At 42.5% G+C, this 26,805-nt stretch carries 25 protein-coding genes; 9 read left to right on the top strand and 16 right to left on the bottom strand.

The features are described from left to right. The first annotated feature begins 32 nt into the window (after window positions 1–32). Window positions 33–1,100 carry a riboflavin biosynthesis protein RibF gene (ribF, locus tag QL886_RS11355; protein WP_290178770.1) on the top strand — a complete coding sequence of 356 codons (1,068 nt, stop codon included), beginning with the start codon at window positions 33–35 and terminating at the stop codon, window positions 1,098–1,100. 75 nt (window positions 1,101–1,175) lie between these two features. On the opposite strand, the gene QL886_RS11350 is transcribed toward ribF, so the two are convergent. The 4 genes from QL886_RS11350 to QL886_RS11335 form a co-directional block, all read right to left on the bottom strand. Continuing rightward, window positions 1,176–1,415 carry a DUF2789 domain-containing protein gene (locus QL886_RS11350; RefSeq protein WP_057761462.1) on the bottom strand — a complete coding sequence of 80 codons (240 nt, stop codon included), beginning with the start codon at window positions 1,413–1,415 and terminating at the stop codon, window positions 1,176–1,178. A gap of 294 nt (window positions 1,416–1,709) precedes the next feature. Next, entirely contained in the window at window positions 1,710–2,693 is a 984-nt protein-coding gene (locus QL886_RS11345) for a malate dehydrogenase (RefSeq protein ID WP_101205831.1), read from the bottom strand. Between the two features lie 376 nt (window positions 2,694–3,069). After that, window positions 3,070–3,750 carry a hypothetical protein gene (locus QL886_RS11340; protein ID WP_238069875.1) on the bottom strand — a complete coding sequence of 227 codons (681 nt, stop codon included), beginning with the start codon at window positions 3,748–3,750 and terminating at the stop codon, window positions 3,070–3,072. A 495-nt stretch (window positions 3,751–4,245) separates the two neighbouring features. After that, window positions 4,246–6,390, bottom strand: coding sequence for a lytic transglycosylase domain-containing protein (locus QL886_RS11335; protein ID WP_290178769.1), 2,145 nt, complete (start codon window positions 6,388–6,390; stop codon window positions 4,246–4,248). 347 nt (window positions 6,391–6,737) lie between these two features. Here QL886_RS11335 and miaB point away from each other — a divergent pair, with 347 nt between their 5' ends. After that, the gene (gene miaB / locus QL886_RS11330; RefSeq protein ID WP_160022363.1) at window positions 6,738–8,231 is read left to right on the top strand and encodes a tRNA (N6-isopentenyl adenosine(37)-C2)-methylthiotransferase MiaB; all 1,494 of its coding nucleotides are present in this window, start codon (window positions 6,738–6,740) and stop codon (window positions 8,229–8,231) included. Between the two features lie 101 nt (window positions 8,232–8,332). On the opposite strand, the gene QL886_RS11325 is transcribed toward miaB, so the two are convergent. From QL886_RS11325 to QL886_RS11305, 5 genes are all read right to left on the bottom strand, one after another. After that, window positions 8,333–8,569, bottom strand: coding sequence for a hypothetical protein (locus QL886_RS11325; RefSeq protein WP_290178768.1), 237 nt, complete (start codon window positions 8,567–8,569; stop codon window positions 8,333–8,335). Window positions 8,570–8,719: 150 nt separating this feature from the next. Further along, entirely contained in the window at window positions 8,720–9,934 is a 1,215-nt protein-coding gene (locus QL886_RS11320; protein WP_290178767.1) for an RtcB family protein, read from the bottom strand. Window positions 9,935–10,714: 780 nt separating this feature from the next. Then, window positions 10,715–11,443: a LysE family translocator gene (locus QL886_RS11315; RefSeq protein ID WP_290178766.1), complete on the bottom strand. Its 729-nt coding sequence runs from the start codon at window positions 11,441–11,443 to the stop codon at window positions 10,715–10,717. A 170-nt stretch (window positions 11,444–11,613) separates the two neighbouring features. Further along, window positions 11,614–12,882, bottom strand: a complete 1,269-nt coding sequence (gene argE / locus QL886_RS11310) for an acetylornithine deacetylase (protein WP_290178765.1) — start codon at window positions 12,880–12,882, stop codon at window positions 11,614–11,616. A gap of 48 nt (window positions 12,883–12,930) precedes the next feature. Beyond that, the gene (locus QL886_RS11305) at window positions 12,931–13,584 is read right to left on the bottom strand and encodes a UPF0149 family protein (protein ID WP_057761477.1); all 654 of its coding nucleotides are present in this window, start codon (window positions 13,582–13,584) and stop codon (window positions 12,931–12,933) included. Window positions 13,585–13,796: 212 nt separating this feature from the next. On the opposite strand from QL886_RS11305, the gene QL886_RS11300 reads away from it, so the two are divergent. Together QL886_RS11300 and QL886_RS11295 are read left to right on the top strand one after the other, a co-directional pair. After that, window positions 13,797–14,237, top strand: coding sequence for a hypothetical protein (locus QL886_RS11300; protein WP_290178764.1), 441 nt, complete (start codon window positions 13,797–13,799; stop codon window positions 14,235–14,237). Window positions 14,238–14,345: 108 nt separating this feature from the next. Beyond that, on the top strand, window positions 14,346–14,792 hold the full coding sequence (locus tag QL886_RS11295) for a cell division protein ZapA (protein ID WP_290178763.1): 447 nt from the start codon (window positions 14,346–14,348) through the stop codon (window positions 14,790–14,792). A gap of 78 nt (window positions 14,793–14,870) precedes the next feature. Here the strand turns inward: QL886_RS11295 and QL886_RS11290 are convergent, their stop codons facing one another. Continuing rightward, window positions 14,871–15,161, bottom strand: a complete 291-nt coding sequence (locus QL886_RS11290) for a hypothetical protein (protein WP_290178762.1) — start codon at window positions 15,159–15,161, stop codon at window positions 14,871–14,873. A gap of 295 nt (window positions 15,162–15,456) precedes the next feature. Beyond that, on the bottom strand, window positions 15,457–17,550 hold the full coding sequence (gene glyS / locus QL886_RS11285) for a glycine--tRNA ligase subunit beta (RefSeq protein ID WP_290178761.1): 2,094 nt from the start codon (window positions 17,548–17,550) through the stop codon (window positions 15,457–15,459). Between the two features lie 180 nt (window positions 17,551–17,730). Between glyS and QL886_RS11280 the strand changes: the two genes are divergently transcribed. Beyond that, the gene (locus QL886_RS11280) at window positions 17,731–18,129 is read left to right on the top strand and encodes a hypothetical protein (RefSeq protein ID WP_290178760.1); all 399 of its coding nucleotides are present in this window, start codon (window positions 17,731–17,733) and stop codon (window positions 18,127–18,129) included. A gap of 8 nt (window positions 18,130–18,137) precedes the next feature. Here the strand turns inward: QL886_RS11280 and glyQ are convergent, their stop codons facing one another. Together glyQ and QL886_RS11270 are read right to left on the bottom strand one after the other, a co-directional pair. Next, the gene (gene glyQ, locus QL886_RS11275) at window positions 18,138–19,127 is read right to left on the bottom strand and encodes a glycine--tRNA ligase subunit alpha (RefSeq protein ID WP_290178840.1); all 990 of its coding nucleotides are present in this window, start codon (window positions 19,125–19,127) and stop codon (window positions 18,138–18,140) included. 424 nt (window positions 19,128–19,551) lie between these two features. Beyond that, entirely contained in the window at window positions 19,552–19,764 is a 213-nt protein-coding gene (locus QL886_RS11270; protein ID WP_290178759.1) for a PspC domain-containing protein, read from the bottom strand. A 743-nt stretch (window positions 19,765–20,507) separates the two neighbouring features. Here QL886_RS11270 and nadR point away from each other — a divergent pair. From nadR to QL886_RS11255, 3 genes are all read left to right on the top strand, one after another. Beyond that, window positions 20,508–21,566, top strand: coding sequence for a multifunctional transcriptional regulator/nicotinamide-nucleotide adenylyltransferase/ribosylnicotinamide kinase NadR (gene nadR, locus QL886_RS11265; protein WP_290178758.1), 1,059 nt, complete (start codon window positions 20,508–20,510; stop codon window positions 21,564–21,566). Between the two features lie 127 nt (window positions 21,567–21,693). Then, window positions 21,694–22,425 carry a nicotinamide riboside transporter PnuC gene (gene pnuC / locus QL886_RS11260; protein WP_290178757.1) on the top strand — a complete coding sequence of 244 codons (732 nt, stop codon included), beginning with the start codon at window positions 21,694–21,696 and terminating at the stop codon, window positions 22,423–22,425. Window positions 22,426–22,818: 393 nt separating this feature from the next. Beyond that, window positions 22,819–23,253, top strand: coding sequence for an Mpo1-like protein (locus tag QL886_RS11255; protein WP_057761491.1), 435 nt, complete (start codon window positions 22,819–22,821; stop codon window positions 23,251–23,253). Between the two features lie 186 nt (window positions 23,254–23,439). Here QL886_RS11255 and QL886_RS11250 read toward each other — a convergent pair whose 3' ends face one another. The 3 genes from QL886_RS11250 to QL886_RS11240 all read right to left on the bottom strand — a co-directional run bounded on the left by QL886_RS11250 (window position 23,440) and on the right by QL886_RS11240 (window position 25,597). Then, window positions 23,440–24,051, bottom strand: coding sequence for a nitroreductase family protein (locus tag QL886_RS11250; protein WP_290178756.1), 612 nt, complete (start codon window positions 24,049–24,051; stop codon window positions 23,440–23,442). A gap of 105 nt (window positions 24,052–24,156) precedes the next feature. Beyond that, window positions 24,157–24,870, bottom strand: coding sequence for a pirin family protein (locus QL886_RS11245; protein WP_290178755.1), 714 nt, complete (start codon window positions 24,868–24,870; stop codon window positions 24,157–24,159). 346 nt (window positions 24,871–25,216) lie between these two features. Then, the gene (locus QL886_RS11240) at window positions 25,217–25,597 is read right to left on the bottom strand and encodes a DoxX family protein (RefSeq protein ID WP_290178754.1); all 381 of its coding nucleotides are present in this window, start codon (window positions 25,595–25,597) and stop codon (window positions 25,217–25,219) included. 137 nt (window positions 25,598–25,734) lie between these two features. Between QL886_RS11240 and QL886_RS11235 the strand changes: the two genes are divergently transcribed. Further along, the gene (locus QL886_RS11235) at window positions 25,735–26,640 is read left to right on the top strand and encodes a LysR family transcriptional regulator (RefSeq protein ID WP_290178753.1); all 906 of its coding nucleotides are present in this window, start codon (window positions 25,735–25,737) and stop codon (window positions 26,638–26,640) included. Window positions 26,641–26,805 lie beyond the last annotated feature (165 nt).

Below are 26,805 nucleotides of genomic sequence, written 5' to 3'. Positions count from 1 at the left end.
TTTTTATTTGGTCTCATCATAGCTGAAAACTTATGAAAACCTATTTTCTTGAGCAACTGATTTCGTCGCCACATACTTCATCTACGGACGCTGTCCCAGTAGAGTTGGCATCTTGCGTGCTCACTATCGGTAATTTTGACGGTGTGCACCTTGGTCACCAAGCCATGCTAGCCCAAGTTCGTGAGATTGCACATACCCAAAATTTGGGTGCGGCGGTCATGATATTTGAGCCGCAGCCACGCGAGTTTTTTGCACCTGCTAAAGCGCCTGCGCGCCTGACCAATCTGGCAGAGAAGCAAGCACTGCTGGCAGAATATGGTGTTGAAACATTGATCGTAGCAGGTTTTGATACAGAATTTCGCTCGCTATCAGCACAAGCGTTTGCCGATATATTAGCCAAGCGTTTGAACGTCAAAGCGTTGGTGTTGGGCGATGACTTTCGCTTCGGTCATGATCGTACTGGCGACAGTCAGTTTTTGCGTGGTTATGGTTTGGATGTGACCAACCTGCATACGGTCACTGATAATAGTACTGATAGCGACAGTGTTGATACGACCGATAACGATGCTGCCCGTATCAGCTCTACTCGTGTGCGTGATTTACTATTGGCAGGTGATCTTCAAGCAGCCAACAGGTTACTTGGTCGTGACTATGCAATCACAGGAGTTGTTGTGCGTGGCGACCAGATAGGTCGAACGATAGACTTCCCTACCGCAAATATCGATTTGCAACGAATAAAGCCTGCCCTGCATGGTATTTTTGCAGTCGATGTGGTGAGCTTAGATGATAATGGTAATGTGATCGCTGATGGTTTGACTGCGCTTGCTACCGATGGTCATACGGGTGTTGCCGGTTTGCGTCCGCATAGTTTGTTTGGCACGGCTAATATTGGTAAAAGACCTTCTGTTGATAAAGGTGATGACTGGCGACTAGAAGTCCACTTTCCGCAGTTGCAAGCTGATTTGTACGGACTGAACTTACACGTACGTTTCCTACACTTCTTGCATGGTGAGCGTCGCTATGATGGATTAGAAGCACTAAAAGCGGGTATTCATAAAGACGTCGCTGATTTACTTGAGTGGCGCGAAAAGCAAGTTTAAGGTTTAGTGTTACTCCAGACATAAAAAACCCCGCGATATTAAGACTATCGCGGGGTTTTTTATGTCTATAAATATTTATGCGTCAGGATGCAAACGGACATTTAGCTCATCGATGGTTTCTACCCATGCTGCATCTTTTTGCCACTCTTCCTGTAGGAACATACGCTGATTATCTGTCCAAATGCTAGCCTCTGTCAGTTTTTCTTCACTAGCTAGTTGGTTTGCTGCGATAAAATTATCAATTGCTTCATCAGAGCTGTCTAGACCTAACTGAGCAAATAACTCATTCATACTGTATTCTGGTTCACCCAACATAACTTTCTCCTTAAATGGTACGAATATGGTCGTACTTATTGTTTAATATGCTTATTATTCAAATTGACATACTCATTGTAGCAAGCTTTATTCTAATAGCTGTTAATCAACGTTTATCTAACGTTATCAATTGTATTAACGGTAAATCGCTTTTACCAGTTTAAGAAAGAAACATAGGTTATTTTCACTTGCCTACTTCTCATAGACACAAAAAAGCCCTCATATTTCAGAGGGCTTTTTTGTACTACTTATCTTTACTACTTAAATCATAGCTTACTGGATAGCAGTTTAGACTTACGGTAGTAAATGTGCTACTGCATCACGCTCTTCACTAAGCTCTTGCTCAGTGGCAGCCATTTTCTCTTTCGAGAAATCTGATGATACATCAACGCCGTCTACGATAGACCAGTCGCCGTTAGTGCATGTGCATGGGAATGAGTAGATCAAACCTTCAGCAATACCGTATTCGCCGTTTGAGTAAACGCCCATAGATACCCAATCGTTCTCATCAGTACCTAGTGCCCACGTACGCATGTGTGCGATAGCAGCGTTGGCAGCAGAAGCCGCAGATGATGCACCACGAGCTTTAATGATTGCAGCACCGCGCTGTTGTACTTCTGGGATATAAGTCGCTTCGTACCATTCACGATCAACTAAATCTAGCGCAGGCTTGCCGTTTACTGTACAAGCGGTTAGATCTGGATACTGAGTTGACGAATGGTTGCCCCAGATGATCATTTTTTTCACGTCATTTACAGTGCTGTCAGTCTTGCCAGCTAACTGTGCCATAGCACGGTTGTGGTCTAGACGAGTCATTGCAGTGAAGTTGCGTGGATCAAGATCTGGCGCATTGCGCTGAGCGATAAGTGCGTTCGTGTTAGCAGGGTTACCGACTACCAATACTTTTACATCACGGCTAGCGACTTCGTTCAATGCTTTACCTTGTGCTGAGAAAATCGCAGCATTGGCTTCTAGCAAATCTTTACGCTCCATACCTGGGCCACGAGGACGTGCACCAACCAGTAAAGCATAATCGATATCTTTGAATGCGACATTAGCATCGTCAGTTTGGACGATACCAGCCAACAATGGGAATGCACAGTCTTCTAGTTCCATGACCACACCCTTTAGGGCGTCAAGAGCTGGCGTAATTTCAAGTAATTGCAAAATAACTGGCTGATCTTTACCTAGCATCTCGCCAGATGCAATACGAAATAGCATCGCGTAGCTGATATTACCAGCGGCACCAGTGACGGCAACACGTAAAGGCTGTTTCATTGACATTGAATACTCCCTAATTAATTATTAGATAATTCTAATGAACGATTATCATTTTAGATATCGACTTGTTTGCCGCATAGCAGCATGTATAAACCGAGAGCTAGTGTAGCACTTCATCGCAGTGACCGTCTAGATACAGTCATAGACCCGTCAGGGATTATATTGTTACATTTTATACGAGAGGACTTTTGTAGAGGCTAAGCGCTTGTGGATAAAGCGCTAGAAGGTTTCAGTACATGATAACTCAAGCACATTTTCACTGCGTTATGCGTAGATATAATGATTAAAATAGGCAATTTGCACTGTTAGATTGGACTAAGTGGAATGAAAAGCGGTATCAAAAAAGAAGTTTGAGCAGGTAAACAAGAAAAGGCTATCGCCCACCTGAAATGATAAATTTACTGCCACAGCTGTCTACAACGTCATGACAAGTGCCAAAGTCACTACCTTCATAACACACATGTATATCCGTAAGTATCGATTGGCGACGGCTGCCTTCTTGACAGATGAGGTCCACACTATTGGAAGACATACCACTATTAAGGCGGGTCATTTGACTGACAAACCGTGATTTGGAAACGGTATAACTATTACCCGTATTTAGCTCATTCGGTAGTTTTAGTCCACCTGCATAGTTAGTAATCTGTCGAAAGTAACTGCTAGCGCTAAGCGGACTACAAGCTCCATAACGTTGCCACGTTTGGCTACGTACCGTTGTATCAGGCATGATGCGGTTGACGACTTTTAGTTGTAGCGGGGTAAGGCGTGGCTCACTACCACGACCGCAGCGTTCGCCATATCCCATATCTAGACCAGATACGGTTAACGAGTACCCTTCTAAACACTGACGCATACGTGCCCGCGTTGGCTGCATATTACATAATGCTGGGGTCATCTCAATCATCAATACACGCTGACCCGTCTTAACCGTACTAGCCGCCTGTGCTGGCAGCAATATAACACCTTGTATAAGCAGTAAAGCGCCGAAGCTCATCGTTGCTTTGATACTACCTACGCTATGTTTGCTAGCCAAATCTGCACGCAATTGCACCATAGAATTAGCGACCTTATTGCTCAGGTCTGTATCCGTCTTTGTACTTGCCTTCGATAAAGAGCATATCCGATTAGATAACGAATATTTGGTTTTTGGCGACGTAGACAGACTAAAATATTTTTTGATCATAGGACTGAAGGCAGTTAGTTAGCAATGATAAGACATAGGCTATAACTTAAATCATTAGACGCGATACATAAAACACGCATTGACCTAAGAACAAGACTGAAAAATAGGATTTCCCATTAAGGCAATGGTAACAAAACGTTTTTTTTAATCTATAGCAAAAACGTAAACGTTGACGACATCGTCAGGAATCTCGATAAATGTTGATAAAGCACTGAAGGATAACGGCTGTGAAATTTACCTTAGCCAAATGAATGCTACTTTGGCAAATCAGAGTTGATCAATTGACAATTAGCAAAGCAAATCAGCAGATAAAAATAAACCACTAATAATAAATCATTAGTGGTTTATCAAATACCAGTTCAGTTATTAAAATCCAGCTGGCACCGTACCCATACGCTGGCTAATCGGCTGACCACGACCTAATAGACTACTATAAATAGTGGCGTTTTCCATCACGTGTTTGACATAGTTACGTGTCTCAGGAAATGCAATCGACTCTACATATTGATCTGCGGCGAGCGAACCATAAACTGGCTGCCAGCGTTTGGCGTTATTGGGACCAGCATTATAGCCTGCGGTTGCCAATACTGGCTGATAATTGAGTTTGCCCAAGATATCACCCATATACCACGTACCATAGCGGATATTGGTATCACCGCTATTGGCACGGCTCGCACTATACGTCTCGCCTAGGTTACGAGCGATATATTTTGCGGTATCAGGCATGACTTGCATCAGTCCACTCGCGCCTACGTTTGAGCGCGCAGAAGATACGAAACGGCTTTCTTGACGCATAATACCGTACGCCCATGCTGGATCAATACCTGCTGCCTCACTATAACGTACGACTGCGCTTTGATGCGGCATCGGATGCGAGAGTGCTAAGCTATCCACCCTATCAGTATTATCAACCGCATAAATCGCTCGATCGAGCCAGCCCATATCATAGGCTTGACGAGCAGCGGCAATAATCAAATTGTCATCACGATTGTCACGAGCTTGCTTCACCGCCCAGTTCCACTCGCGATTGGCATAAGCACGACTAGCTTCAGAGTTATACAGCGCAAACGCACGAGCGAAGTTAGCGTCTTGCATGACGCGCGCGCGGTCAGCAGTACTGACATTCGGCAAATTACTACCACCTAAACGGCTAGCATCGAAACGCTGCCCTATTTTATCTTTTGCCATCAGGCCATAGTAGTCATTACTTTTTGCTAAGTTCTGATACATTTTTTTGGATGTATTACGCTTACTACTATCGCTTGACTGCTCATACGCGCGAGCTAACCAATACTGCCACTGGGCTTCTTTTTGCGTTTCGCCATCCATTTTTGAGATAGCTTCTACCACATCATCCCAACGACCGAAGCGAATCGCTGCCATAGCGTAATCTTCTGCTTCTTCAAAATTAAAGTCATTATCCAAACTGTTGCGGAACCAATCCACTGCTTCAGCGTTAAAGCCATCGTCAGTGTTGTGATTCATACGCTGTACGCCAAGCGTACGATAAGCATAGCGTCGGGTTTCGTCATTCAACAATCTGACAGCGCGCTGATTGTCTTGTTTGATATCAAAGTCTAACTGTAGCGCCGCCTCACGATAAGACTTGTCAGCCATACGGCCGATTGCGTACATATATAGGTATTGATTGGTTTGGCTTGCAGGCTCACGACCAAAACGGCTAAAAAAAGAAGATGGGTTTAGCTGAATTTCACTCAGCGCCGAATAAGCAATTGGCGTACCAAGGCGTGATGACAATGCCATAATATCGCCTGTCTTGCCTTTACGTAGCATACGCTTGAGACGAGCCGCACGATCTTGATTACTAATCAGCGCATTGTTGTTCATCTCCATCGCTAGCTGATCGCACAATGCTGGTTGCTTTTTAGTGGTTAGCCAAACATCAGATTTGGCTGCCATAGCACGCATGGTGTCGCCACCATTATTAAACCCAAGCGCAACCGCACAGCGCTCACTGGCATCCGCATTAGTAATCAAATTGGCTACCTGTCTAACCGAGGCATAATCATTCGATCCTGCTTTGGTCTCCGCAAAATCAGCCACTAATTTCTCAGCCATAACCGTGTCTGGATACTGACGCACAAACTGCGAGACCGCCGCTGAACTCTGTGAATTGAGATCTAGATTCATACGCCAATAGGTCGGATACATCGCAAACAAACCGCCACTCATGACTTGCTCATAGTTATAGAGCGCACTCACATCACCGCGATCTGCGGCGATAGCAGCTGCCATAAATGAGTCAATACTACTGTCTTGCTGATAATCTTGTTGATAATCTTGTTGATAGTTACTTTCTTGTTGGTAGCTTTCCTCATCGCCCCACGTCAATTCGGCACAAGCGACTTGTGACACACCAAGTGCACTTACTGCTGTTGCCACGCTCAACGCGCTCAACCGTAGCGTACCTATTGTGATTCGCTTTGACGCGTGTTTTTGACTGATAGACTCTTCATCCTTGATGCTATGCGCAACACGCAACTTTGTCATACTGACTCTCTTTATGATATCTCTACAAATATGTGAATAACGGTTCGCTAAGTACCGCCAAGGGTATAGCAATCATCATACTATACTCATTGTGCTTTCAACTATCTCCTTTACCTTTTGTTAATAAATAGGACAGCACGGTGTAACATAGAAGTGATAACGAGCCGCAGTTTTTATGAATAGTAATATGAACGACAGTAAATAATTGATACTGCTATGAATTATTTATCATATTGATACCTCATCGCTCGTGCTAATTTTTCACATTGGCACAGGGTTGTGATAAAATACGCCACCTGTTAATCGGCTACTCCGCTATATTTTTGGTCAATCATGGACTTATCCTTATGAGTGTTACTGTATTCAATCCCCGCATCGATGACGATGCTGTTGCTGAGACGACTGTCACCGCACGTGCTGTCACTGCACTCAAAGAAGCAAGTTCAGCCCAAGCGCCCGTCGAAAAAGCAGCGACAAAAAAGGTCTTTGTCACGACTCAAGGCTGTCAGATGAATGTCTATGACTCTGGCAAAATGCTAGACGTGCTAGGCGACTCACATGGTATGGAAGTGACTCATGATATCGATGAGGCCGACGTACTACTGATGAACACCTGCTCTATCCGCGAAAAAGCACAAGAGAAAGTCTTTTCAGAATTGGGCCGCTGGCGCAAACTAAAAGAAAAACGCCCTGACCTTGTCATTGGCGTTGGTGGCTGCGTCGCTTCACAAGAAGGCGATAATATTCAAAAGCGTGCGCCTTATGTCGATATGGTATTTGGCCCGCAAACCTTGCATCGCCTGCCAGAGCTATACGATCAATCAAATGAGCAACGTGAAATCGCGCCTAAAAACCGTATTGGCACAATTGACGTGTCATTCCCTAGCATCGAAAAGTTTGACTTTTTGCCAGAGCCAAGAGTAGAAGGCTACAAAGCATTTGTCTCTATTATGGAAGGCTGCTCAAAGTATTGCTCATTTTGCGTGGTGCCTTATACGCGCGGTGAAGAATTATCACGTCCACTTGATGACGTATTGGCTGAGATTGACAGCCTTGCCGCTCAAGGTATCCGTGAAATCAACCTATTGGGTCAAAACGTCAACGGCTATCGCGGCGAAAAAGACGATGGCAGCATTTGCCGTTTCGCTGAACTATTGCACTATGTATCGCATGTTGATGGTGTCGAGCGTATTCGCTATACGACCAGCCATCCGCTAGAGTTCACTGATGATATCATTGATGCGTATGCACAGTTACCTGAGCTAGTATCGCACTTACATCTACCGGTTCAGAGTGGCTCAAATGCTATCTTAGCGGCGATGAAGCGCAACCATACAATCGACGTTTACATCAATCAGATTAATAAGCTAAAAGCCATTCGTCCAGATATTCACTTGTCGAGTGACTTTATCATTGGCTTCCCTGGTGAAACTGATCAAGACTTCCAAGATACCTTGAACTTGGCGAAAGAATTGAACTTCGATCACTCTTACAGCTTTATCTACTCTAAACGTCCAGGCACGCCAGCCGCTGAGTTACCAGATGATGTGAGCTTCACTACTAAAAAGGCTCGCTTAGCTGAGTTCCAAAAAGTCATCATTGACTCAACACTTGCCAAAACTCATGAAATGGTTGGTACCACGACTCGCGTCTTGGTTGAACAAGTTGCCAATCGTCATCCTGACTGCTTAATCGGTACGGCAGATAACACTCGTACCGTCATGTTCCCTCATGATGTCGAAAAAATGGATGAGCTGCTGGGTAAACTCGTGAGCGTGCGTATTACTGATTTCGTCAGCCCGCACATGGTAAAAGGTGAGCTAATCGAAGTATTGGCCTAGTGGTTAAGGTAACAATGGTTAAGTTATAAATTTGAGTAAGAATAAGAAAGCCGTTCACTAGTATAGCGAACGGCTTTTTTGTGGGTTAATGTTAACCATCACTATTCTGATAACCAATCTGTCTTCCGTAACTGCTGCTTGGTCTCACGGCGACGTTTTTTTCGGACGATATCGATATCCTCTTTTCCATGAATACCACCTTTTCTTAATAGTGGATCCAGTGCCAAATAATTACGCGGTTTGACAGTGCCTAGCGAGTGTTGCACACCTGTTTCAGCCTGCTGCTCTAACTGCCGTTCAATTTGTTTGGCCTTTTTTAAGGTTTGTTTCAAGCTCATATTTTTACCTATATTTTTAATAACTCTAAATCTGTTTTATATATTCGAGTGACAGCATAGTGAAGTCACGACTAGGAAATCGAGCGCAAATAGTACACTTAGTACATTTAGCTCGATTGACACCGTCGTGACTCGCTATGGTTTTACTCGTTAGCCTTTAATACACATGACCTGCTTCAGCGTATGCACCACCTCAACCAAATCCGTTTGATTGGCCATCACTTCATCAATGTCTTTATAAGCGCCGGGTATCTCATCGATGACGCCTTTGTCTTTGCGACACTCGACGCCATCCGTCTGCGCTTTTAGCTCGTCGATGGTGAACGCTCGCATAGCTTTACCTCGGCTCATCTGTCGTCCTGCCCCATGTGAACATGAGCAAAACGATTCAGCTTCGCCCAGACCACGTACGATAAAGGATTTTGCGCCCATAGATCCTGGGATAATCCCAAGCTCACCTTCATAAGCACTGATCGCACCTTTACGCGTCACATAGACTTGCTCACCGAAGTGCACCTCTTCATTGACATAATTATGATGACAATTGATGGCTTCTTTGGTCAACTGAAATCGTGGCAACCCCGCTTGTGGCGACTGCAATGACTTAATGACGAGACGCATCATCTCGCGACGGTTCTCTAACGCATAGTCCTGCGCCCAGCCTACTGCTTCGACATAATCGGCAAAACTATCAGACCCTTCAGCAAAGTAAGACAAATCTCGATCTGGCACATGACCAAAGCGCGATTGACGTTCTTTTTTGGCAAGGTTGATAAAATAGCGACCGATACAGTTACCAATACCGCGGCTACCAGAATGCAGCATCACCCAGACATCATTGTTTTCATCCAAGCATAGCTCAATGAAATGATTGCCACCGCCCAATGTACCCAACTGCTTTGCCCAAGTACGCTCAAAACCTTTAAGCATTTTAAGCAAACCCGGGTGTTTATCAGTAATCGGTTTTAGGCGTTTGCCTAGTGGATCAAGCGTTGAGTTTTTGGCTTGGATTTGTTTGTGCATGTTGAAGCCGACTGGCACTCGTTGTTCAACGATCGATCGCAATGACCTTAAGCTATCAGGCAAATCACTTGCCGTTAGGGACAAACGTACTGCGTTCATACCGCAGCCAATGTCTACCCCAACTGCGGCAGGAATGATGGCTGACTTGGTCGGAATCACGCTACCGACTGTCGCGCCTTTGCCAACGTGCACATCGGGCATCACTGCAATGTGTGAATGCACAAACTCTAGCTGGGCTAAATTGCGTAACTGCTGCATCGCACCTTGCTCAACATCCGAGGTATAAATTTTGACTGGTACGCCGTGTTTTCGATTTTTGTTTAATACTAATTGAATGCTCATAATTTATTATTTCCATTTTATTATTTTATAACCATGCATTTTTTATAATTACCATTTTTTATAATTTTTAGACATTACTTATCTATCTCAATTAAACGAAACGTTTAATAAGAAATGAAATTATAAAATTTAGGCAATAAAAAACCGTATTCTTATTAATTAAAAAATCAATAAAAATTCATGGTTAATTTATTATGGACATTTTAAAGAAAGATAATATAGATCAGAACCGTCGGCCACAGCGTAAATATTATATGCATAGAAAAGCTTTAGCTGAATCATAGCCTGAGTCGCTTTATTAGCAATAACGGTAAAGAAAAATGTTAGGTAAACAGATAACAGCAAGCGCAATATGGCTTAGCACAATCGCAGAGCAAATTTGGCACAGTAGACTTAGAAAAGAGATAGCGCAGGTAGATACAGAAAGCTATTCGTTGATATCGATAGATGGGATATCACTCAATAGCTTATATAAAAATTTAGCCAAACCTTTTCGAAGGTGTCATTGCTGTCATGTGGTTTACACATTCAATCTTTAAAAACGTCTTGGTAGTTATATAGGACACGATGATTCCTCCATAGGTTGTGACTAATGTCAGGGCGACAATAGCAGGTTAATTGAAACGATTTATCGCTTATGAAAGCTAAGCGATATAAATCAATGAGCCAATAATAAAGATTTAAAAATTAAAGTCAATAATTAATTTAGCTTGTATAGAAAATACTTTAAAGAACGTATATTCAATTAATCACTGTGATTTAAAATCTTATCGGTAGTTTTTAAGCTATAAAACTATTTAACACTTCAGCCAATAAAGCAGCAGCGATAATTATAAATATCACCCCACAACCACGATTGAGCCAGGCTAAGCGATTACCAACATCAAGCCAGCTTGCCAGCTTTTTACCACCTAGCGTATATACGATCTGCCAAATGGTTTCGCTCAAAAACAAGCCGATGGTCAATAGGACATATTGTGGCCATAGTGGCGCACTAAAATTGATAAATTTAGGGAAAAAGGCCGCAAAGAACAAAATGGCTTTTGGATTAGATAATGAGACCCAAACACCAGTACGAAACAAGGTCATGTTGCTCGGCGCTATTTTAGTAGCAGCACTAGAGAGCGAACGCGGCTGCGGTATACTGGGCGCACCATCAGTGGCAGCATAGTCTGCTGCTACCTCGGCACTCAACTCTTTGGCATCACTCATCAAGCTACCGTCGCCAGCATCGCGCCAAGAGCTGATACCCAAATAGATTAAATATACTGCACCCACGGCTTTGATAATGGTCAGTAGCCACGGTGACTGGCGACTGATTACATCCAAGCCAAGCAGTGTCGATAGCAGTAATACAAACAAGCCAAGGCTCAGACCTGCCAGCGTCCATAAGGTTCGTTTGACGCCATAGTTCATGCCATACTGAAATGCTAGTAGCATATTAGGACCAGGGGTCGCTGAGATAAAAAACGTACTTGCGAAAAACACTGCAAACAGATGCCAAGACATCAACCCACCCCTACTTTGTCATGTGTAAATGGTTCTAATACGAACGGCTATACGACTTAAATATGCGACTAAAAAATAAACACCGCCATTAAGACGGTGTCATTTATACCTATATGCCAAAAAAGTCTCGCAGAAATTATTAAAGTAACGTCACGCATTCTTCTGAATAATTATGACTGCATAGACGGCTGAGTCGTACAGCTATCTAATAGCTTCTTTAAAAACGCATCGCATCGCTCAATTTCGCTAAGCTCTACATACTCATCCGCTTTGTGCGCCTGCTCAATACTACCAGGGCCACAGATAATCGTTGGGATGCCTGCATTGGTAAACTGACCGCCTTCAGTCGCGTAAGCCACTTTATGACGCTCATCATCTCCTGTCAGTGCAGCGATCAATGATTGTAGCTCAGCACTATCGTCATCTGTCATGGCTGGGACGCTTTCTTCTTGCATCAGCTCAATACCAGTCTCTGGCGCGCGTGCTTGCATTTGGGCATTTAGCTCAGCAACTTTGGCTCGAATGGGCGCTAGTATATCGTCTTGCGTCATGTGCGGCAGGTTACGATAGTCAAAAGTAAACTCGCATAAGTTGGGCACGATATTGGTCGCTGTACCACCATGTATAGTACCTACTGACAATGTCGAGTATGGCACTGTAAACGACGCATCGTTATCATCACGAGTACTCAGCTCTTCAGCAAGCGTATCTACATAGCCAACCAATCTGCTAGCGTAGCTAATAGCATTGACACCCTGTGCGATTAATGACGAATGCGCTGACTTGCCATGTACACGGCAACGATAAACTGCGATGCCTTTGTGTGCAACTACCATGGCCATGTTAGTTGGCTCACCGACGATACAATAATCAGGCGTGATGCCGCGTGCTTTTAGGTCTGCCAAAATCAATGGCGCACCCAAACAACCAACCTCTTCATCGAACGATAATGCCAAATGTAACGGACGACGTAGCTGACCGCTGTTCGATAACTGCACGGCTTGCGGCAATACCGTAAGCGCACAAGCGATAAAGCCCTTCATGTCACACGCACCGCGTCCGTATAGCTTATCACCACGTATCGTCGCCGTAAACGGCTCTGAAGACCACGCTTGTCCATCAACTGGCACAACGTCGGTATGACCTGATAAGACCAGACCGTTATTGATAATATCAGCATTCTCACCAGCTGGTACGGTCACAAACAAGTTGGCTTTGGTTTTAGCCTCGTTAAAAGTCAAATCTACCGTCAAACCTAACTGCACACAATAAGACTTTACATCGTTAATCAAAGCCAAATTAGAGTGACGACTGACCGTATCAAAGGCGATGAGACGTGTTAGCCAATCGAGACTCTGAGTAGGATGCTCAGCATTTTTCAGCTGGACATCGCTGATATTATCAACGTTGTCGCTATTACTACTGTTATTTGGGATCATAAAATATCCTTACTACAATTTTCAGAACTATGATGTGTCAGAACTGCCTTACGATGGATTGTTATGATTCATCACATCAACCACTGGCGGCATTGGTTTTGGTAGCTTACCTTCTGCCTGTAGCTCTTTGGTTGTTTTGGCATCGATAGACAAACCAGCGATGAGCGCGATGTCTTTGACAGCCTTGCGTTTACGCGTAGCAAAACTTACAGGTACCATACGAGCAAATTCATAGATATAAAGATAAGACTCTTCCCCACCTTCAAAATCTTCATCATCTTCGAGACGAATTGCGCCGATCTTAGCCAAATCCGATAGCATCTCGTTTTCTTCACTGGTCAAACCACAATCAGTAATACCAAAACCGGTCATAAAACCGTTTGCCCACTGTTTCAATGCCATCACGCGCTCGTATAAATCATGTTCATCATCTGGGATGAGCGGCATATACGCGTAGGCATCATCTTTGTCTTTTAGCTGAAACACGATGTCTTCCGCTTCTTCTGTCAGCAAGGTCAATGCAGGCTCTGGTAGTGGGGCAAAGCTGAGCTCTTCAAACACCTTAGCCCAGGTTGCTTCGTCGGGTGCATTACAAGCCGTCATAAGCCCTGTCATCATGCCATGCACTTCGCTGATAGACACGTCAGTCCAATCATCAAACGCAGTCAGCCAAGTATTCCAGCCAGAGATATTATCATTCATAATAGATGTCCTAGTAATTGATTACTGCTCATAAAATAAAAATAGTCGCGATAAAATGTCATGGACAAATCATCGATAAATAGAAGTGAAAAGACAAAGCCTGATGCTTGTAATTACTTTGTTGATATAGATATTATGCGGTCACCTATGGCATTATTAAATGCAGCGAACAAAATTCATTCACGCTTACTTGTTAAGGATAAAAACTGACTATGTATGATCAACTTAGAATATTAGAAAAAATGGTACTCGACATCAAAAAACAGTATCAGCTTGTCAGTGCTGAACTTAGCAGCTTAAAACAACACCCTGTTACTGATTCAAAAGAATTTGCCGCCCTAAAAACCCAATTAGACAACAGCCATAACGAACGTGACGGTGCCAAAAAACAACTGAACGATCTCGATAAGCGCTATCAGAGTCTTGCAGAAGCGCACCATATGATCGGTGAAGAACAAGACAAACTGCAAAAACAAATCAGCCAACTACAACAACAAAACAGCGAGCTGCAAAAGCACAATAATGAATTGAAACAGCAGTATAGCGATATCAAACAACAAAACAGTGAACTGCAAAAGAAGAACCAATTGGCAGCCGAGCGTACGCAAGTCGTATTACAACGCCTAACCCGTATCGATCAAGCAGAAGGCTAACGTTTTCTTGTAGCATATAGCAAAGACGTACTGCTTATTAAACTGCCCAACGCTATTTGTAAAATCTGATATTACTCATTTCACTGACCAGACATTGTAGGATTTATCATGACCGATGACCAAAGCAAACCGATAGAAAAACAACCAAAAAATACTCAAGCGCCAAGTACGCCAGTGCCAGCGCAAAAAACGACACCCGCAGCATCAAATATATCAAGCGCCATGGCACAATCTAATACCAAAACACCTAAAGTGCCAGAACCACAAATCAAAAAAGTCGATATTGCAATTGCTGGGGTTACTTATCCAATATTTTGTCCTGTACATGAGCAAGAAGAGCTACTGTCAGCGGTTTCGTATATCAACAACTATGCGCTCGATCTAAAAAGAGATGCGCCAAGCCTTAGTCAAGAAAGCATACTGGTACTGTGCTGCTTAAACTTGTATGAAAAAATCCATGCCAATCAAAGAAGTGACGAAGATCGCTTGCAGAAAGACAAACAGTCCGAAGCATTGCTGAATAAAATCATGAAAGATGCTCATTCTATTCTATAGATGCATCGTACTGTACTAAACTCATAAGCGCCTAGCCAATGAAGTTAGGCGCTTTTTTATGGTCAATCATTTATCTATTTATGCATAAGGCGTGTAGGTCTTGCCTGCGTGAAAGTCTGCCTGATGCTCATAATTGCAAAAGAATAACTCTTGGTTCGCTTCAACATTGCCATCGGTAGCTATACTTGGTTTGGTCTCGAGTACGCCGCGATATTCAGCCAAGCTGTTGCCACAGAAATTACACTGACGCGGAGTGGTCACATCCCCTTCTTTTGGCATCATACTCTTAGGTGCGCGCGGGTACATAAACTTATAAAAAGCCCACATTGAAGCCCAAATAATAAGGATGACAATAATAACAGCAAACACGGCAGTGCTCCTTCGATTACGGGTAAACGTGAGAAATAATGGGATCTGCTAAATAAGATTATTTAAGACGTTCTGATAGCATAAATTTTACCGTCAATAATAGCGATAATACAATGCCTTTACCGTTTAATTGCTAATTGCACTAACGGATTTATATCCAACGGATAACTGTACGAGTAAACCAGTCAACTGTATAACAAAAAAACCTGGCCATGATAAGCCAGGTTTTTTATCAAAAGTAACCGTCAAGTTAAAGCAATAATCAAGTTAAAGTAACCATCAGCTTTTAGCAGGATTACAGCTGTAGCTCGCTAATATCAGCTACCGTCAAGAACAAGGCGCGAACCTGTTTTAGCAATGCCAAGCGATTGTTTTTAAGTGCAGCATCTTCGCTGTTGACCATTACTTGATCAAAGAACTGCGTCAATGGCTCATCTAAGCTAGCCAGCGTTTGCAATACTTGCGTATAGTCCGCTTGCTCTAGTAATGGTTGTACCACTGTCTGTGCTTGCTTCACATTTGCATATAAATTTTGCTCAGCAGATTCAGACAGTAGAGTTTCATTGACTGTATCAGCCACGCTTACTTCTGACTTGGCCAATATATTAGCAACGCGTTTGTTTGAGTCAGCCAACATCGACGCTTGTGACAGCTCGCTAAATGCTTGCACTGCACGGATACGCTGATCAAAATCAAGCGGCATATGCGGGTTAATCGCTTGTACTGCCTGAATCGTATCGACGCTAACGCCCTGCTCTGTATACATCGCACGATAGCGCGAGTTTAGGAATGCCATGACTTGGGTAAAGGTATCACCCATTTTGGCAATCTTGCTACTTTCAGCATCGCTATAGCCTTTGATCGCTTGCTCAACGAGCGCTACTAGATTAATCGGCAACTGCTTTTCGATCAAAATACGCAAGATGCCAATAGCAGAACGACGTAAGCTAAACGGGTCCTTTGAACCTGTTGGCGCTTGATCAATCGCAAAAATACCAACCAATGTATCCAAACGATCAGCTAATGCTAAGCAAATGCCAATCGGTGTCTGTGGTAATACATCGCCACTGAACTTAGGTAGATACTGCTCTTCTAAACTTGCGGCAACCGCTTCTGGCTCGTCATTTAGACGCGCATAATACGTACCTGCGATACCTTGTAATTCAGGGTACTCGCCGACAAGCGAGCTGGCCAAATCTGCTTTAGACAAAATGCCCGCACGTACGGTTTCATCAACATTGATATCGTGGCCTTGCTGCTGCATCAACGTGGCGATAAACGCAGCAAGCTTAGCAATACGCTCAGACTTCTCCCAAATCGTACCCAACTTATCTTGGAATACGCGATTTTTTAGGCTTTCTGTGAGCGCAAATAATGGCTGCTTTTGATCTTGTAAGAAGAAAAATTCTGCATCAGCCAAACGTGGACGTACAACTTTTTCATTACCTTCAATAATCTGGTTAGGATCTTTTGATTCAATATTGGTAATAAAAATGAAATACGGCTGCAGTTTGCCAGTCTTATCCGTCAAGCAAAAATACTTTTGATCCGCTTGCATGGTCGAGATAAGCGCTTCTTGCGGTACTTGTAAAAAGCGCGCTTCAAAGCTTGCGCGTAGCGCAATTGGAAAATCGACCAATGCGGTGACTTCGTCTAATAAATCTTGCGGTACGATGGCGTCAGAATTGACTTCATCTGCCAAAGCTTTGACTTGGTTTTTGATCAGCATTTGACGCTTATCAAAATCTGCCACCACTTTTAGACCACTTAGTAACTCTTCATAATCATTGGCATGAGCAATATTGTGATAATCAGGACTATGGAAGCGATGACCACGCGTTTGTGTACTAGTCTGATGACCTTGGATAGTAGCATCAATGACAGTATTATCTTGCATCAATACTGCCCACTGTACTGGACGCACAAACTCGTTACGGCTAGCACCTGAGCGCATACGCTTAGCAATCGGTAAATTATCTAGCGCGGTCTGAAAAATAGCAGGCAGTAACTCAGTGGTCGCTTGGCCACGGATAGTCTGCTCAAAACCGACATAGTCACCTTTGTCGGTATTAATCGTCGTAAGCTCGCTGGCTTCAATACCCAAACCTTTGGCAAAACCCATGGCCGCACGTGTTGGATTGCCCTCTGCATCAAACGCCGCTTTAATCGCTGGTCCGCGTTTTTGCTCAGTACGATCAGGCTGCTTATCGCTAATACCTTGAATCTGAATTGCCAAACGGCGCGGAGCAGCAAAGGCTTTGATACTATCAAAGGTAATATCTGCTGCAGTTAATTGCTCAGTAACACTGGCTTGTAGCGCATCACGTAATGGTTTTAGGCTCTTTGGAGGTAGCTCTTCACACCCCAGTTCAAATAGAATAGTACTCATGACAATCTCGGTTTATTAAGAATTTTTTATATAAAAATTGAATGAATTATAGCAAAGTCGTGGCCATCAACAGTTGATGATATTATCATGGGACACTGTTTTCATATTGTGAAGCCATTAATGATAAATCATGAAAGACTACAGACTCTAGTTAAACAACTCTATAATACCGTTAACGAAATGGAAAATATGTTTCCTGGTCGACACTTCACCCCAGACGGTCATTTAGTGGGTAGCTTGGGTGAATGCTTGGTAGCAGATGCGTATGATCTGAAACTATTACCTGCAAGTAACAAAGGCTACGACGCTATAACGAAAGACGGTTTAAAAGTTGAAATAAAAGCCACCCAATCTAAGTCTGTTTCCTTTAGAAGTGAACCTGAACACGCAATTATTATTAAAATAATGCCAGATGGCACATTTGAAGAAATATATAATGGTTCAGGCTTACTTGTATGGGAACAATTTGCAAATAAAAAGCGACCTAGCAATGGTCAGTTTCAAATCTCTATTACTAAACTCAAAGCACTCAATGAAATGGTTTCCGACCATGACCGAGTGCATAAGATTAATATCTAGAATTTAAACTACGTATTCTCACCGTCTTCTTTTGGCAAATACTTATCAAGCGCGGCTTGGCGATGCTCTTCATCAGCCAATGGGAAGCCCAATTTGGCACGAGCTTCGACATAACCAAAAGCAACCTTACGAGCAAGTGTACGCACACGTAAGATAAAACGCTGACGCTCAGTCACTGAAATAGCGCCGCGTGCATCAAGCAAGTTAAAGGCATGAGATGCTTTTAATACCATCTCATAAGCTGGCAATGGCAATCCTGCATCGACCAATTTGTCGGCTTGTTGCTCATAAAAATCAAACATCTCACCCATCATAGGCACATCAGCGTGCTCAAAGTTATAGGTAGACTGCTCGACCTCGTTTTGATGAAAGACATCGCCATACGTGACGCGACCAAACTCACCATCTGCCCAGACCAAATCATAAACGCTATCAACGCCTTGTACATACATGGCCAAACGCTCAAGCCCGTAAGTGATTTCGCCAGTGACTGGGAAACATTCAATACCGCCGATTTGCTGAAAGTAGGTGAACTGCGTGACTTCCATACCGTTTAGCCAAATCTCCCAACCAAGTCCCCACGCACCAAGCGTTGGCGATTCCCAGTTGTCTTCTACAAAACGCACATCATGCACCAATGGATCAATACCAATGGCTCGTAGTGAGTCTAAATACAACTCTTGGATATTAGGTGGATTCGGTTTTAGTACAACTTGGAACTGATAATAATGCTGCAAACGGTTCGGGTTATCACCATAGCGCCCGTCAGTAGGACGACGTGATGGCTGTACATAGGCCGCATTCCAGCGCTCAGGACCTAACGAGCGCAAAAACGTCGCGGTATGAAAAGTACCTGCACCGACTTCCATGTCGTAGGGCTGCAATACAACGCAGCCTTTATCGGCCCAATAATTTTGCAAAGTTAAGATTAAATCTTGAAAAGTCATCGGTTGAGAGTCTTTATCTTGTGTCATCGGGGTTATCGCTTGGGATGTCATAGTTTCGGTTTTCATAGTAAAGCCACTGTGAAATGAGTATTATTAAATAAATCTCTGATAGCGCACGCGCGACCTATTCGGCAACGACTCTATCTGCCTGCTCACCTTACTAAAAATTGACTATTTTATCCATATTTACATCAACTAAATTTGCATAGTGAGCATAAAACCTCGGTTGTATAGCGTATTTTCAGGCAAATCATCATCGAAGTAGTACTAATACAATAAATAAAAAAATACCCAAATGCGCTAGCATTCGGGCAGGAGGAAAATTGTATCTTGGGCATCCTGATTGATCAGGCTTTTTATTTTTTGGAGGTCTACTGTTTTTAACAACTACGTCTAACTTAGATTTGGCTTTTTAACTATTTCAGAAAACCTAATTCTAAAAAAGCTAATTTTAAAAATAATTATCAGACTCCTATTATTGATAAGACTGACTATTAGCTTTTGGCATAATTATCCATAGGATGATATAAATCAAAATGCCTGGTACTGCTGCGCTTAACGATGAGATAATGACAAATAATACTCTCACCCATGTTGGCGACCAACCAGCATACTCTGCAATGCCACCCATCACACCTGCTATCATGCGATTGTTTGTTGAGCGATGTAATTTTGCTAACTTAGCCAAATCAAATACCTCTCTATTTTCTATTCTTGTTTATTTTTTATTCTATATTTTTAATTGTCTTACATATTTAGCTAGAACATTACCTTGCTTTGCTAACTTACGAATCAGTATATCAATAATTCAGGATTTATCTGTTGAAGGTATAGCAGTACTTTGTGAGTTTATGCTACTCAAGCTTACCCTAATCTGTCATAGCACCATGCAAGCCCCTGATTTTAAATAGATATTTCAAAATGTTTCAAAACCGCCTTTGTTGCTATAACCTTGCAATTTTGCTTTACATATTTTTTTATTTTTAATTTAATCAAAGAGATAAGCTCGCTTTATAACGCTAAAATTAAATGAAACTTTTGATAGTCTGAATAATATTTTAGCTAACCAATTTTACTCGATTAAAAGAACCCTCGATTAAAAAACCTGCGATTCCGTGTACGTGCGATATACCTTATTTTTACAATAACCCACCTGCAAATCATCCAAAAGCTTTATACCATGCTGATAAGCAACTCAGATTTCAGACGTTCTATAATGAAAACTAGGACACTGCTCAACTATTAGGTAAAAACACCTTTACGAAGAATACTAGAAGTAAGTAACGTGGTTGGTATTACGATTCTTAATAGGTATCTACTTTGGATCTTGATAGATGTCTAGTTTGGATCATTTAACTTAGACAGTATTAGACGTATTTTTGGAATAGATATAGAACATTAAGAGTAAAATAAAAAATAATAAGGATAACTATGTACGACACTGGATTGATGATTGGACATTTTGAACCCCTACATTTAGGGCAGATGCGCAGCATATTGGATGCAGCAGGACAAGCCAAAACCTTACATATCGTTATTATGGCGCATCCATCACCGCATCCAGACTTTGCGATTACCTTACAAGACAAAGCGCGTTGGCTACAGATGGCCTGTGCCGATTTGCCATTTATACATATTCATACTACTCATGAGATCGAGCTACCGCTGCACGAACATCTGTATAGCACTAGCGATGATGTCAGTATCGATGTCGCTGCTAGTAATGCCAAATTGCAACGTTTGATGGATGCATTATCACTATCAGCAGAGACTGTATTGTTTATGGCGGACAACCATCCGCTCACTCGCAATGACATACAAGAGCAGCTGCTTTTGCCAGTCGTTACGACGCCGCTACAGTCTGAATTTGACTCTTATGCCATCGCTCATGATCCAGTCGCCCATTGGTCAGAACTTCATCCGCAAGCGCGCGTCGACTATACCAAGACTATCGCTATCGTCGGCGGTGAAAGCTCAGGCAAGACAACGCTAGTCCATAAGCTTGCCAACTATTATGGTGCCAGCTTTGCCCTAGAAATGGGGCGTCTGTATGTCGGTACAGATTTGGGTGGTAGCGAGGTTGGATTACAGTACAGTGATTATGGCCCTATTTGTCTCGACCATGCTGAGGCAATCCGAGAAGCTAAAGCCAATGCAACGGCCCCTATCACCATCGTTGATACTGACTTTGTCACTACGCAAGCATTTTGTGAAGAGTACGAGGGTCGCACGCATCCTTTTGTAGCTGCTTGTATCGATGAGTTTCGCTTAGACCACACCATCATGCTAGATAACAATACACCATGGGTTGATGATGGTATGCGATCTTTGGGTACGCCTGAAGCGCGTGGACGCTTTGAGCAGCGTTTGATAGATATTTTCGCGCGTCACGATATTACGCCGCATATGATTGATCAGCCTGACTATGACGCTCGCTATCAGAAAGCATTACTATTGATTGATCAATATATCTATGGCAAAAAATCATAAGCTGTACTGAGCATATTTATAATAATTTATTCAATTAGCATATGTTATCTAACTAGCACACGTTATTTAACTAGCATATGGTAGTTAGCACTATATTGATATCAGTATTTACTTTAGGGGAAAATCGATGCGTATTCAGCTATTGGACAACATCACCGGAAAATGGGCGATGCAATGGATTATCATTTGGTTTATTTGCGGTGTTCTTGCCTTATCCGCAGGTTTTTGGCTCACGACAGACCATACCACGCTTGATTGGTTTTATTTAGCGGTCTCGTTCATTGGTTTGGTTTGCGTGGTCTCGCTATCATTTCGCAAAAACGTCATGGGCAATGGCTTTGGTATGGGGGCAACCGCTGGCGAAGTCATTGTGCAGGCAACATCTGGTGCAGTAGGCTTAATGCTTGCGCCACTATTTAACTTTTTTACCCATGTTTACGGTATCTTTTATTGGTCCAAACACACCGATCCTGATGGCGACATGATACCCAAATCAGCAAGTAAAGCTGTCTGGTTGATCACCGCTGCATTTATCGTCATTGGACTCGCCCTGTTTCCCACAATAAATGATCTACTGGCGAGCTATGGCTATGCGGTCGTAGAGGATGATAGTAGTCTGTTTTTGGGATTTATCTCTTTCTTTTGGATTAACGTCATTGCCTTTGTGCTTTCTATTACTGCTCAGGCAGCTATGATTCTGCGTTATTCATTTAATTGGTGGTTATGGATTATCGTCAACTTTGTCTGGCTCATTGTGAACCTCATGTCTGGCAACTATATCTTTGCTATTCAGACTATGGTGTATCAAGTAAACGCCTTTATCGGCCTGTATGAATGGCATCGCAGCGAGCAGGGATAATGCGTCTCTTATAGAAAAACCCCTTGGGAGTTTGAATAAAATCTTGCTGACATAGTGCTATTAGGGCGTGTCCTCATTTTAAAAATGGTGATAAAAATGAGATAAATTGCCGTCAAACAAGGAAAATAGCGCAGATAATATCGAGATATTAGTCAGCTATTTGACGCCGTTTGGCAAGATTTAGCCATTTTTAACCTATTTAGATAACTATCGATTGAATTGAGGACACGCCCTAGTACGAGTGAAATTGACTGTGCCGTCTATCAGATAACGTGGTAGACAGGCGCAATTAGTGCTACAACTGATATTAACAATCATCTTCGCATTGAGTTTAGTAGCGAGTCCATTAGCTAGTATGAGTTACTTATCTTATTTACTAACAGGGAGGTTAGTATGTCTCGTCAACCAAAAATGTCCAAACGTACGCTAGAGCAATGGCTTAGTGAGTACTCTGTCAGTCACCAAAACTTGGTCAATAAAAAAATCCATTGGCTATGTGTGCCAACTATCTTTGTCAGCCTGTTAGGTATGGGCATGTCACTATCCGTATGGTTTACCTTGGTACTAAGCGCATTGGTATTACTGTTTTATATGCGCTTATCTACGCCACTGTTTTTAGCGATGGGAATGTTTATCCTTATTTGTCTGTCAGTGATGGCAGCGATGCCATGGGGCTTTAAAGCGTGGGCAGCGGTATTTATCGTTGCATGGATTGGCCAGTTCATAGGGCATAAAATCGAAGGCAAAAAACCTTCTTTCTTTAAAGATTTACAGTTTTTATTAATCGGTCCAGCATGGGTGGCTAACAGTTTGATGCAGCGTAAATAGTCGTTAATCTCTGCGTAATTTTTGCAGGAATTCATCTTAGCTGTAGGTTATTGATAACATCTACAACTGTTACCCTCAACAAAAGAATGTCGCTAATAAAAAAACGCCACCCAGAGATTACTGAGTGGCGCTTTTTGTTTTACGTAAGCTTTTGGGACTATATAAAATGGAATAAACTAGCTTACCTTAAGCACCAAACACTTTCATACGTTCTTCGACTGGCTTAAATGCTTTTTCGCCCGCTGGCTGCTCAATCGTTCCAAATACCAATTGTGCATTTAACGTCCAGTCTTTATCGATATCCCAAGCGCCAGCTACTTTTTGATCGATTACTGGATTGTAGTGCTGTAAGTTTGCGCCAACATCGATACTGGCTAGTGCCGTCCAGATAACATACTGATGCATGGCACTGGTTTGACTTGCCCAGATTGGGAAGTTGTCAGCATATAGTGGCGCTGCTTCTTGCATGCCTCTAACGACTGCTTGATCTTCAAAAAACAGTACCGTACCAGCTCCGTTACGGAAACCATTGACACGCTCTTTGGTCGATTTGAACTTCTCTTCGTCACTAACGATTTCGCGTAACGTATCTTCGGTCATGTCCCACAACTTACGATGGTCATCGCCAAACAATACAACGATACGCGTTGATTGCGAGTTAAACGACGATGGCGTGTGCAAAATAGCATGCTCAACTATTTTCACGATTTCGTCATTAGCTACTGGCAGTTGGTTGCTTAGCGCATAGATAGAACGACGTTTTTCTGCTAGCTGCTGTAATGTTGTTAAATCTGACATAGTGTTTCTCCATATTGTTAGTAAAATAGTTGTTAATAAAAATATTTTTTAGCGTGAATGGTTATTGATATAAGTGCTTTAATTGATAAAGAGCTTTGTTCTTGATTACATAAATAGTGGTACTTCCATCACTAGCACACGGCTAGCTACTGTTGCGTCCATCGTAAAACTCTGAGTATCCCAAATGCCAAGGCCGTCACGAGTAGACAGGACTTGGCCATTTATCACTGCTTTACCGCTGAGCACAAATACGTAGACACCGTTGTTGGGATTATTTAACTGATAAGTTTGCGATATACCTTCGTCAAAACTAACCATGCTAAACCAAGCATCTTGATGAATCCAAACCCCTGCATCATCGGCATTAGGTGATAGCACTTGGCTAAACTCGTTAGGTCGTATGATGTCGCCCATATGCACTTGCTGATAACGCGGTGCGACATCCATTTTGTTTGGTATCACCCAAATCTGCAGAAACCTCACAGCCTCTGCATCGTCACCATTCATTTCACTATGGGTAATGCCTGTACCCGCTGACATCACCTGAATTTCACCAGTTTCTATGACGCCCTCGTTGCCGATACTATCGCCATGAGCGAGCTTGCCGGATAAAGGTATACTGATAATTTCCATGTTTCGGTGCGAGTGTTTGCCAAACCCTTGACCGCCAATGACAAAATCATCATTAATAACGCGTAAGGCACCAAATCCCATACGTTCGGGATTATGATAATTGGCAAAGCTAAAGGTATGCCTGCTTTTAAGCCAGCCATGGTTGGCATCGCCACGTGAGTCTGCTGCATGATAGATTGTTTTCATTATTTGTCCTTAGCTATCAACAGATTAATGCTCTATATACTTCTTATCGATTAATCTATTTAAACAATGGGCTTATTATAATTATTAATTCTACATAGATAAACAACACTAAATGCAATTAACTATTCTGTTTTGTAGAACAATCAGAGCAGTTTTAACATAATATGGATTTTCTATATATATTAGCACAGCTAATTTTATATAAATCACTTTAAGTTATGCTTATATAAAAAACTGTCTGCTGTTGAGATTTTCTGTGGAAATGTTCATGACGCTCTTTATTTGAAACTACCCCTTTATGATTGTTCTTCGTAAGCGTATAAGAGGTAGATCAGCTACTGATTGTTTATCGCTTATTGTCTATTGAGTAAGCACCCGCACCATGAGCAAAAATCATCAAAAACCCACCGGCTATCGAAATGTTTTTCATAAATGAGATCATCTGTGATTCGTCAGTCCAGAACTGATGAAAAATAATGGCTGACACGATGCTAAACCCAGCAAACAAAAAAGCGATTGGGCGAGCTTTATAACCTAGTAAGATAGCGATACCACCTAGTACCTCAAACGCGATAACCAATGGTAATAACATACCAGGCACACCTACTGACTCCATATAGCCTTGAGTAGTCGCATAATCTGTGATTTTACCAATGCCTGCAAAGATGAAAATGGTTGATAATAATAGACGACCAAGCGGTGCGCTAAATTGCTGTAATTTATCCATAATAACGCTCCAAAAGTGTGTTTAATCATGTCTCTAAGTAGAGAATAGCGCGATTATAGGCGTTGACTAGCATGGGATAAACAGCAATAATCACAAATATAAGTTCTTAGTGTAAGAACAATCATGAGGCATCGATAATGGGTCAATTAGAAGACATGGCGATGTTTGTACGCATTGTTGAGGCAGGTAGTATTACCAAGGCTGCTGAGCAGTCAAATATTGCAAAATCAGCCGTCAGTCGCCGACTTAAAGAATTGGAAGAGCGTTTAGGCAGTCAGTTAATCAGCCGTACTACCCGCCAATCTAAATTGACGCAAGCTGGTGAACAATATTATCAGCAAGTAAACAATATCTTGCGTGCGGTTGACGCTATCAATGAGCGTGCTACTGACGCTCCTATGCGTATTGAAGGCACATTGAAGATGACAGCGCCGTTGTCCTTTGGGCTCATGCATTTGAACGATGTGATTGATAAATACGCCAATAAACATCCCAATCTGAGATTCGATCTAGATTTTTCTGACCGACGTATTGATTTGATTGAAGAAGGCTATGAGTTGGCCATTCGAATCGGAGAGCTACAAGATTCTAGCTATCAAGCAAAAAAGTTGGCATTGATTCGTTGTGTGATTTGCGCCAGTCCCGATTATTTGGCAAGAATGGGCACGCCTGAAACGCTAGACGATTTAGACAACCATGCGCTGTTGCAATACAGTCTCGGTCAAACCAATAGTATAAACTTGGTGGATACTGAAGGCAGAAGTCATCATCGTACGATAGATGCCAAAATCAAAGCCACCAATGGTGAGTTTTTAGTGGATTTGGCAGTCAAAGGGCATGGGATTACTTTTGTACCGACTTTTATTGCTTATAAACAACTGGCGCTGGGCGAGCTGGTACCTGTCTTCCAACACTATCAACTGCCAACCCTAACCGCTTATGCTGTTTATCCAAAGAATCGTTTTTTGTCGCAGCGTTGTCGTTACTTGATTGATTTTATTGCCGAGCAATTCGGTGACAATCCGTACTGGGATCAATATTAATCAACACTCTTATCATTCCTAACGATATCAATTGCTATTGATTTTGGGTCGCCTTCTCCTTTTTCACTCTACTAATCGTCACCCCAGTGAACCCGAATAGCAACGTCAGCAGCAGTGACAAATAACAGAAGAACGCATAAGGCAGATAATCTAATACTGGCACCC

The sequence above is a fragment of the Psychrobacter sp. APC 3281 genome, from assembly GCF_030407815.1.
Taxonomy (GTDB): Bacteria; Pseudomonadota; Gammaproteobacteria; order Pseudomonadales; family Moraxellaceae; genus Psychrobacter.
Note: the sequence above shows the minus strand (reverse complement) of the source record. Positions and strands in the feature narration are given on the sequence as shown.

Bases quoted from the DNA above. Each gene is read 5' to 3' on its own strand.
- QL886_RS11315 (WP_290178766.1), bottom strand. From the start codon at position 11,443: ATGTCTTGGCATCTGTTTGCAGTGTTTTTCGCAAGTACGTTTTTTATC.
- pnuC (WP_290178757.1), top strand. From the start codon at position 21,694: ATGCGTATTCAGCTATTGGACAACATCACCGGAAAATGGGCGATGCAA.
- QL886_RS11320 (WP_290178767.1), bottom strand. From the start codon at position 9,934: ATGAGCATTCAATTAGTATTAAACAAAAATCGAAAACACGGCGTACCA.
- ribF (WP_290178770.1), top strand. From the start codon at position 33: ATGAAAACCTATTTTCTTGAGCAACTGATTTCGTCGCCACATACTTCA.
- glyQ (WP_290178840.1), bottom strand. From the start codon at position 19,127: ATGACATCCCAAGCGATAACCCCGATGACACAAGATAAAGACTCTCAA.
- QL886_RS11245 (WP_290178755.1), bottom strand. From the start codon at position 24,870: ATGAAAACAATCTATCATGCAGCAGACTCACGTGGCGATGCCAACCAT.
- miaB (WP_160022363.1), top strand. From the start codon at position 6,738: ATGAGTGTTACTGTATTCAATCCCCGCATCGATGACGATGCTGTTGCT.
- QL886_RS11300 (WP_290178764.1), top strand. From the start codon at position 13,797: ATGTATGATCAACTTAGAATATTAGAAAAAATGGTACTCGACATCAAA.
- QL886_RS11280 (WP_290178760.1), top strand. From the start codon at position 17,731: ATGGAAAATATGTTTCCTGGTCGACACTTCACCCCAGACGGTCATTTA.
- QL886_RS11295 (WP_290178763.1), top strand. From the start codon at position 14,346: ATGACCGATGACCAAAGCAAACCGATAGAAAAACAACCAAAAAATACT.
- QL886_RS11335 (WP_290178769.1), bottom strand. From the start codon at position 6,390: ATGACAAAGTTGCGTGTTGCGCATAGCATCAAGGATGAAGAGTCTATC.
- QL886_RS11250 (WP_290178756.1), bottom strand. From the start codon at position 24,051: ATGTCAGATTTAACAACATTACAGCAGCTAGCAGAAAAACGTCGTTCT.
- QL886_RS11325 (WP_290178768.1), bottom strand. From the start codon at position 8,569: ATGAGCTTGAAACAAACCTTAAAAAAGGCCAAACAAATTGAACGGCAG.
- QL886_RS11340 (WP_238069875.1), bottom strand. From the start codon at position 3,750: ATGGTGCAATTGCGTGCAGATTTGGCTAGCAAACATAGCGTAGGTAGT.
- QL886_RS11305 (WP_057761477.1), bottom strand. From the start codon at position 13,584: ATGAATGATAATATCTCTGGCTGGAATACTTGGCTGACTGCGTTTGAT.
- QL886_RS11235 (WP_290178753.1), top strand. From the start codon at position 25,735: ATGGGTCAATTAGAAGACATGGCGATGTTTGTACGCATTGTTGAGGCA.
- QL886_RS11255 (WP_057761491.1), top strand. From the start codon at position 22,819: ATGTCTCGTCAACCAAAAATGTCCAAACGTACGCTAGAGCAATGGCTT.
- argE (WP_290178765.1), bottom strand. From the start codon at position 12,882: ATGATCCCAAATAACAGTAGTAATAGCGACAACGTTGATAATATCAGC.
- QL886_RS11345 (WP_101205831.1), bottom strand. From the start codon at position 2,693: ATGAAACAGCCTTTACGTGTTGCCGTCACTGGTGCCGCTGGTAATATC.
- nadR (WP_290178758.1), top strand. From the start codon at position 20,508: ATGTACGACACTGGATTGATGATTGGACATTTTGAACCCCTACATTTA.
- glyS (WP_290178761.1), bottom strand. From the start codon at position 17,550: ATGAGTACTATTCTATTTGAACTGGGGTGTGAAGAGCTACCTCCAAAG.
- QL886_RS11240 (WP_290178754.1), bottom strand. From the start codon at position 25,597: ATGGATAAATTACAGCAATTTAGCGCACCGCTTGGTCGTCTATTATTA.
- QL886_RS11350 (WP_057761462.1), bottom strand. From the start codon at position 1,415: ATGTTGGGTGAACCAGAATACAGTATGAATGAGTTATTTGCTCAGTTA.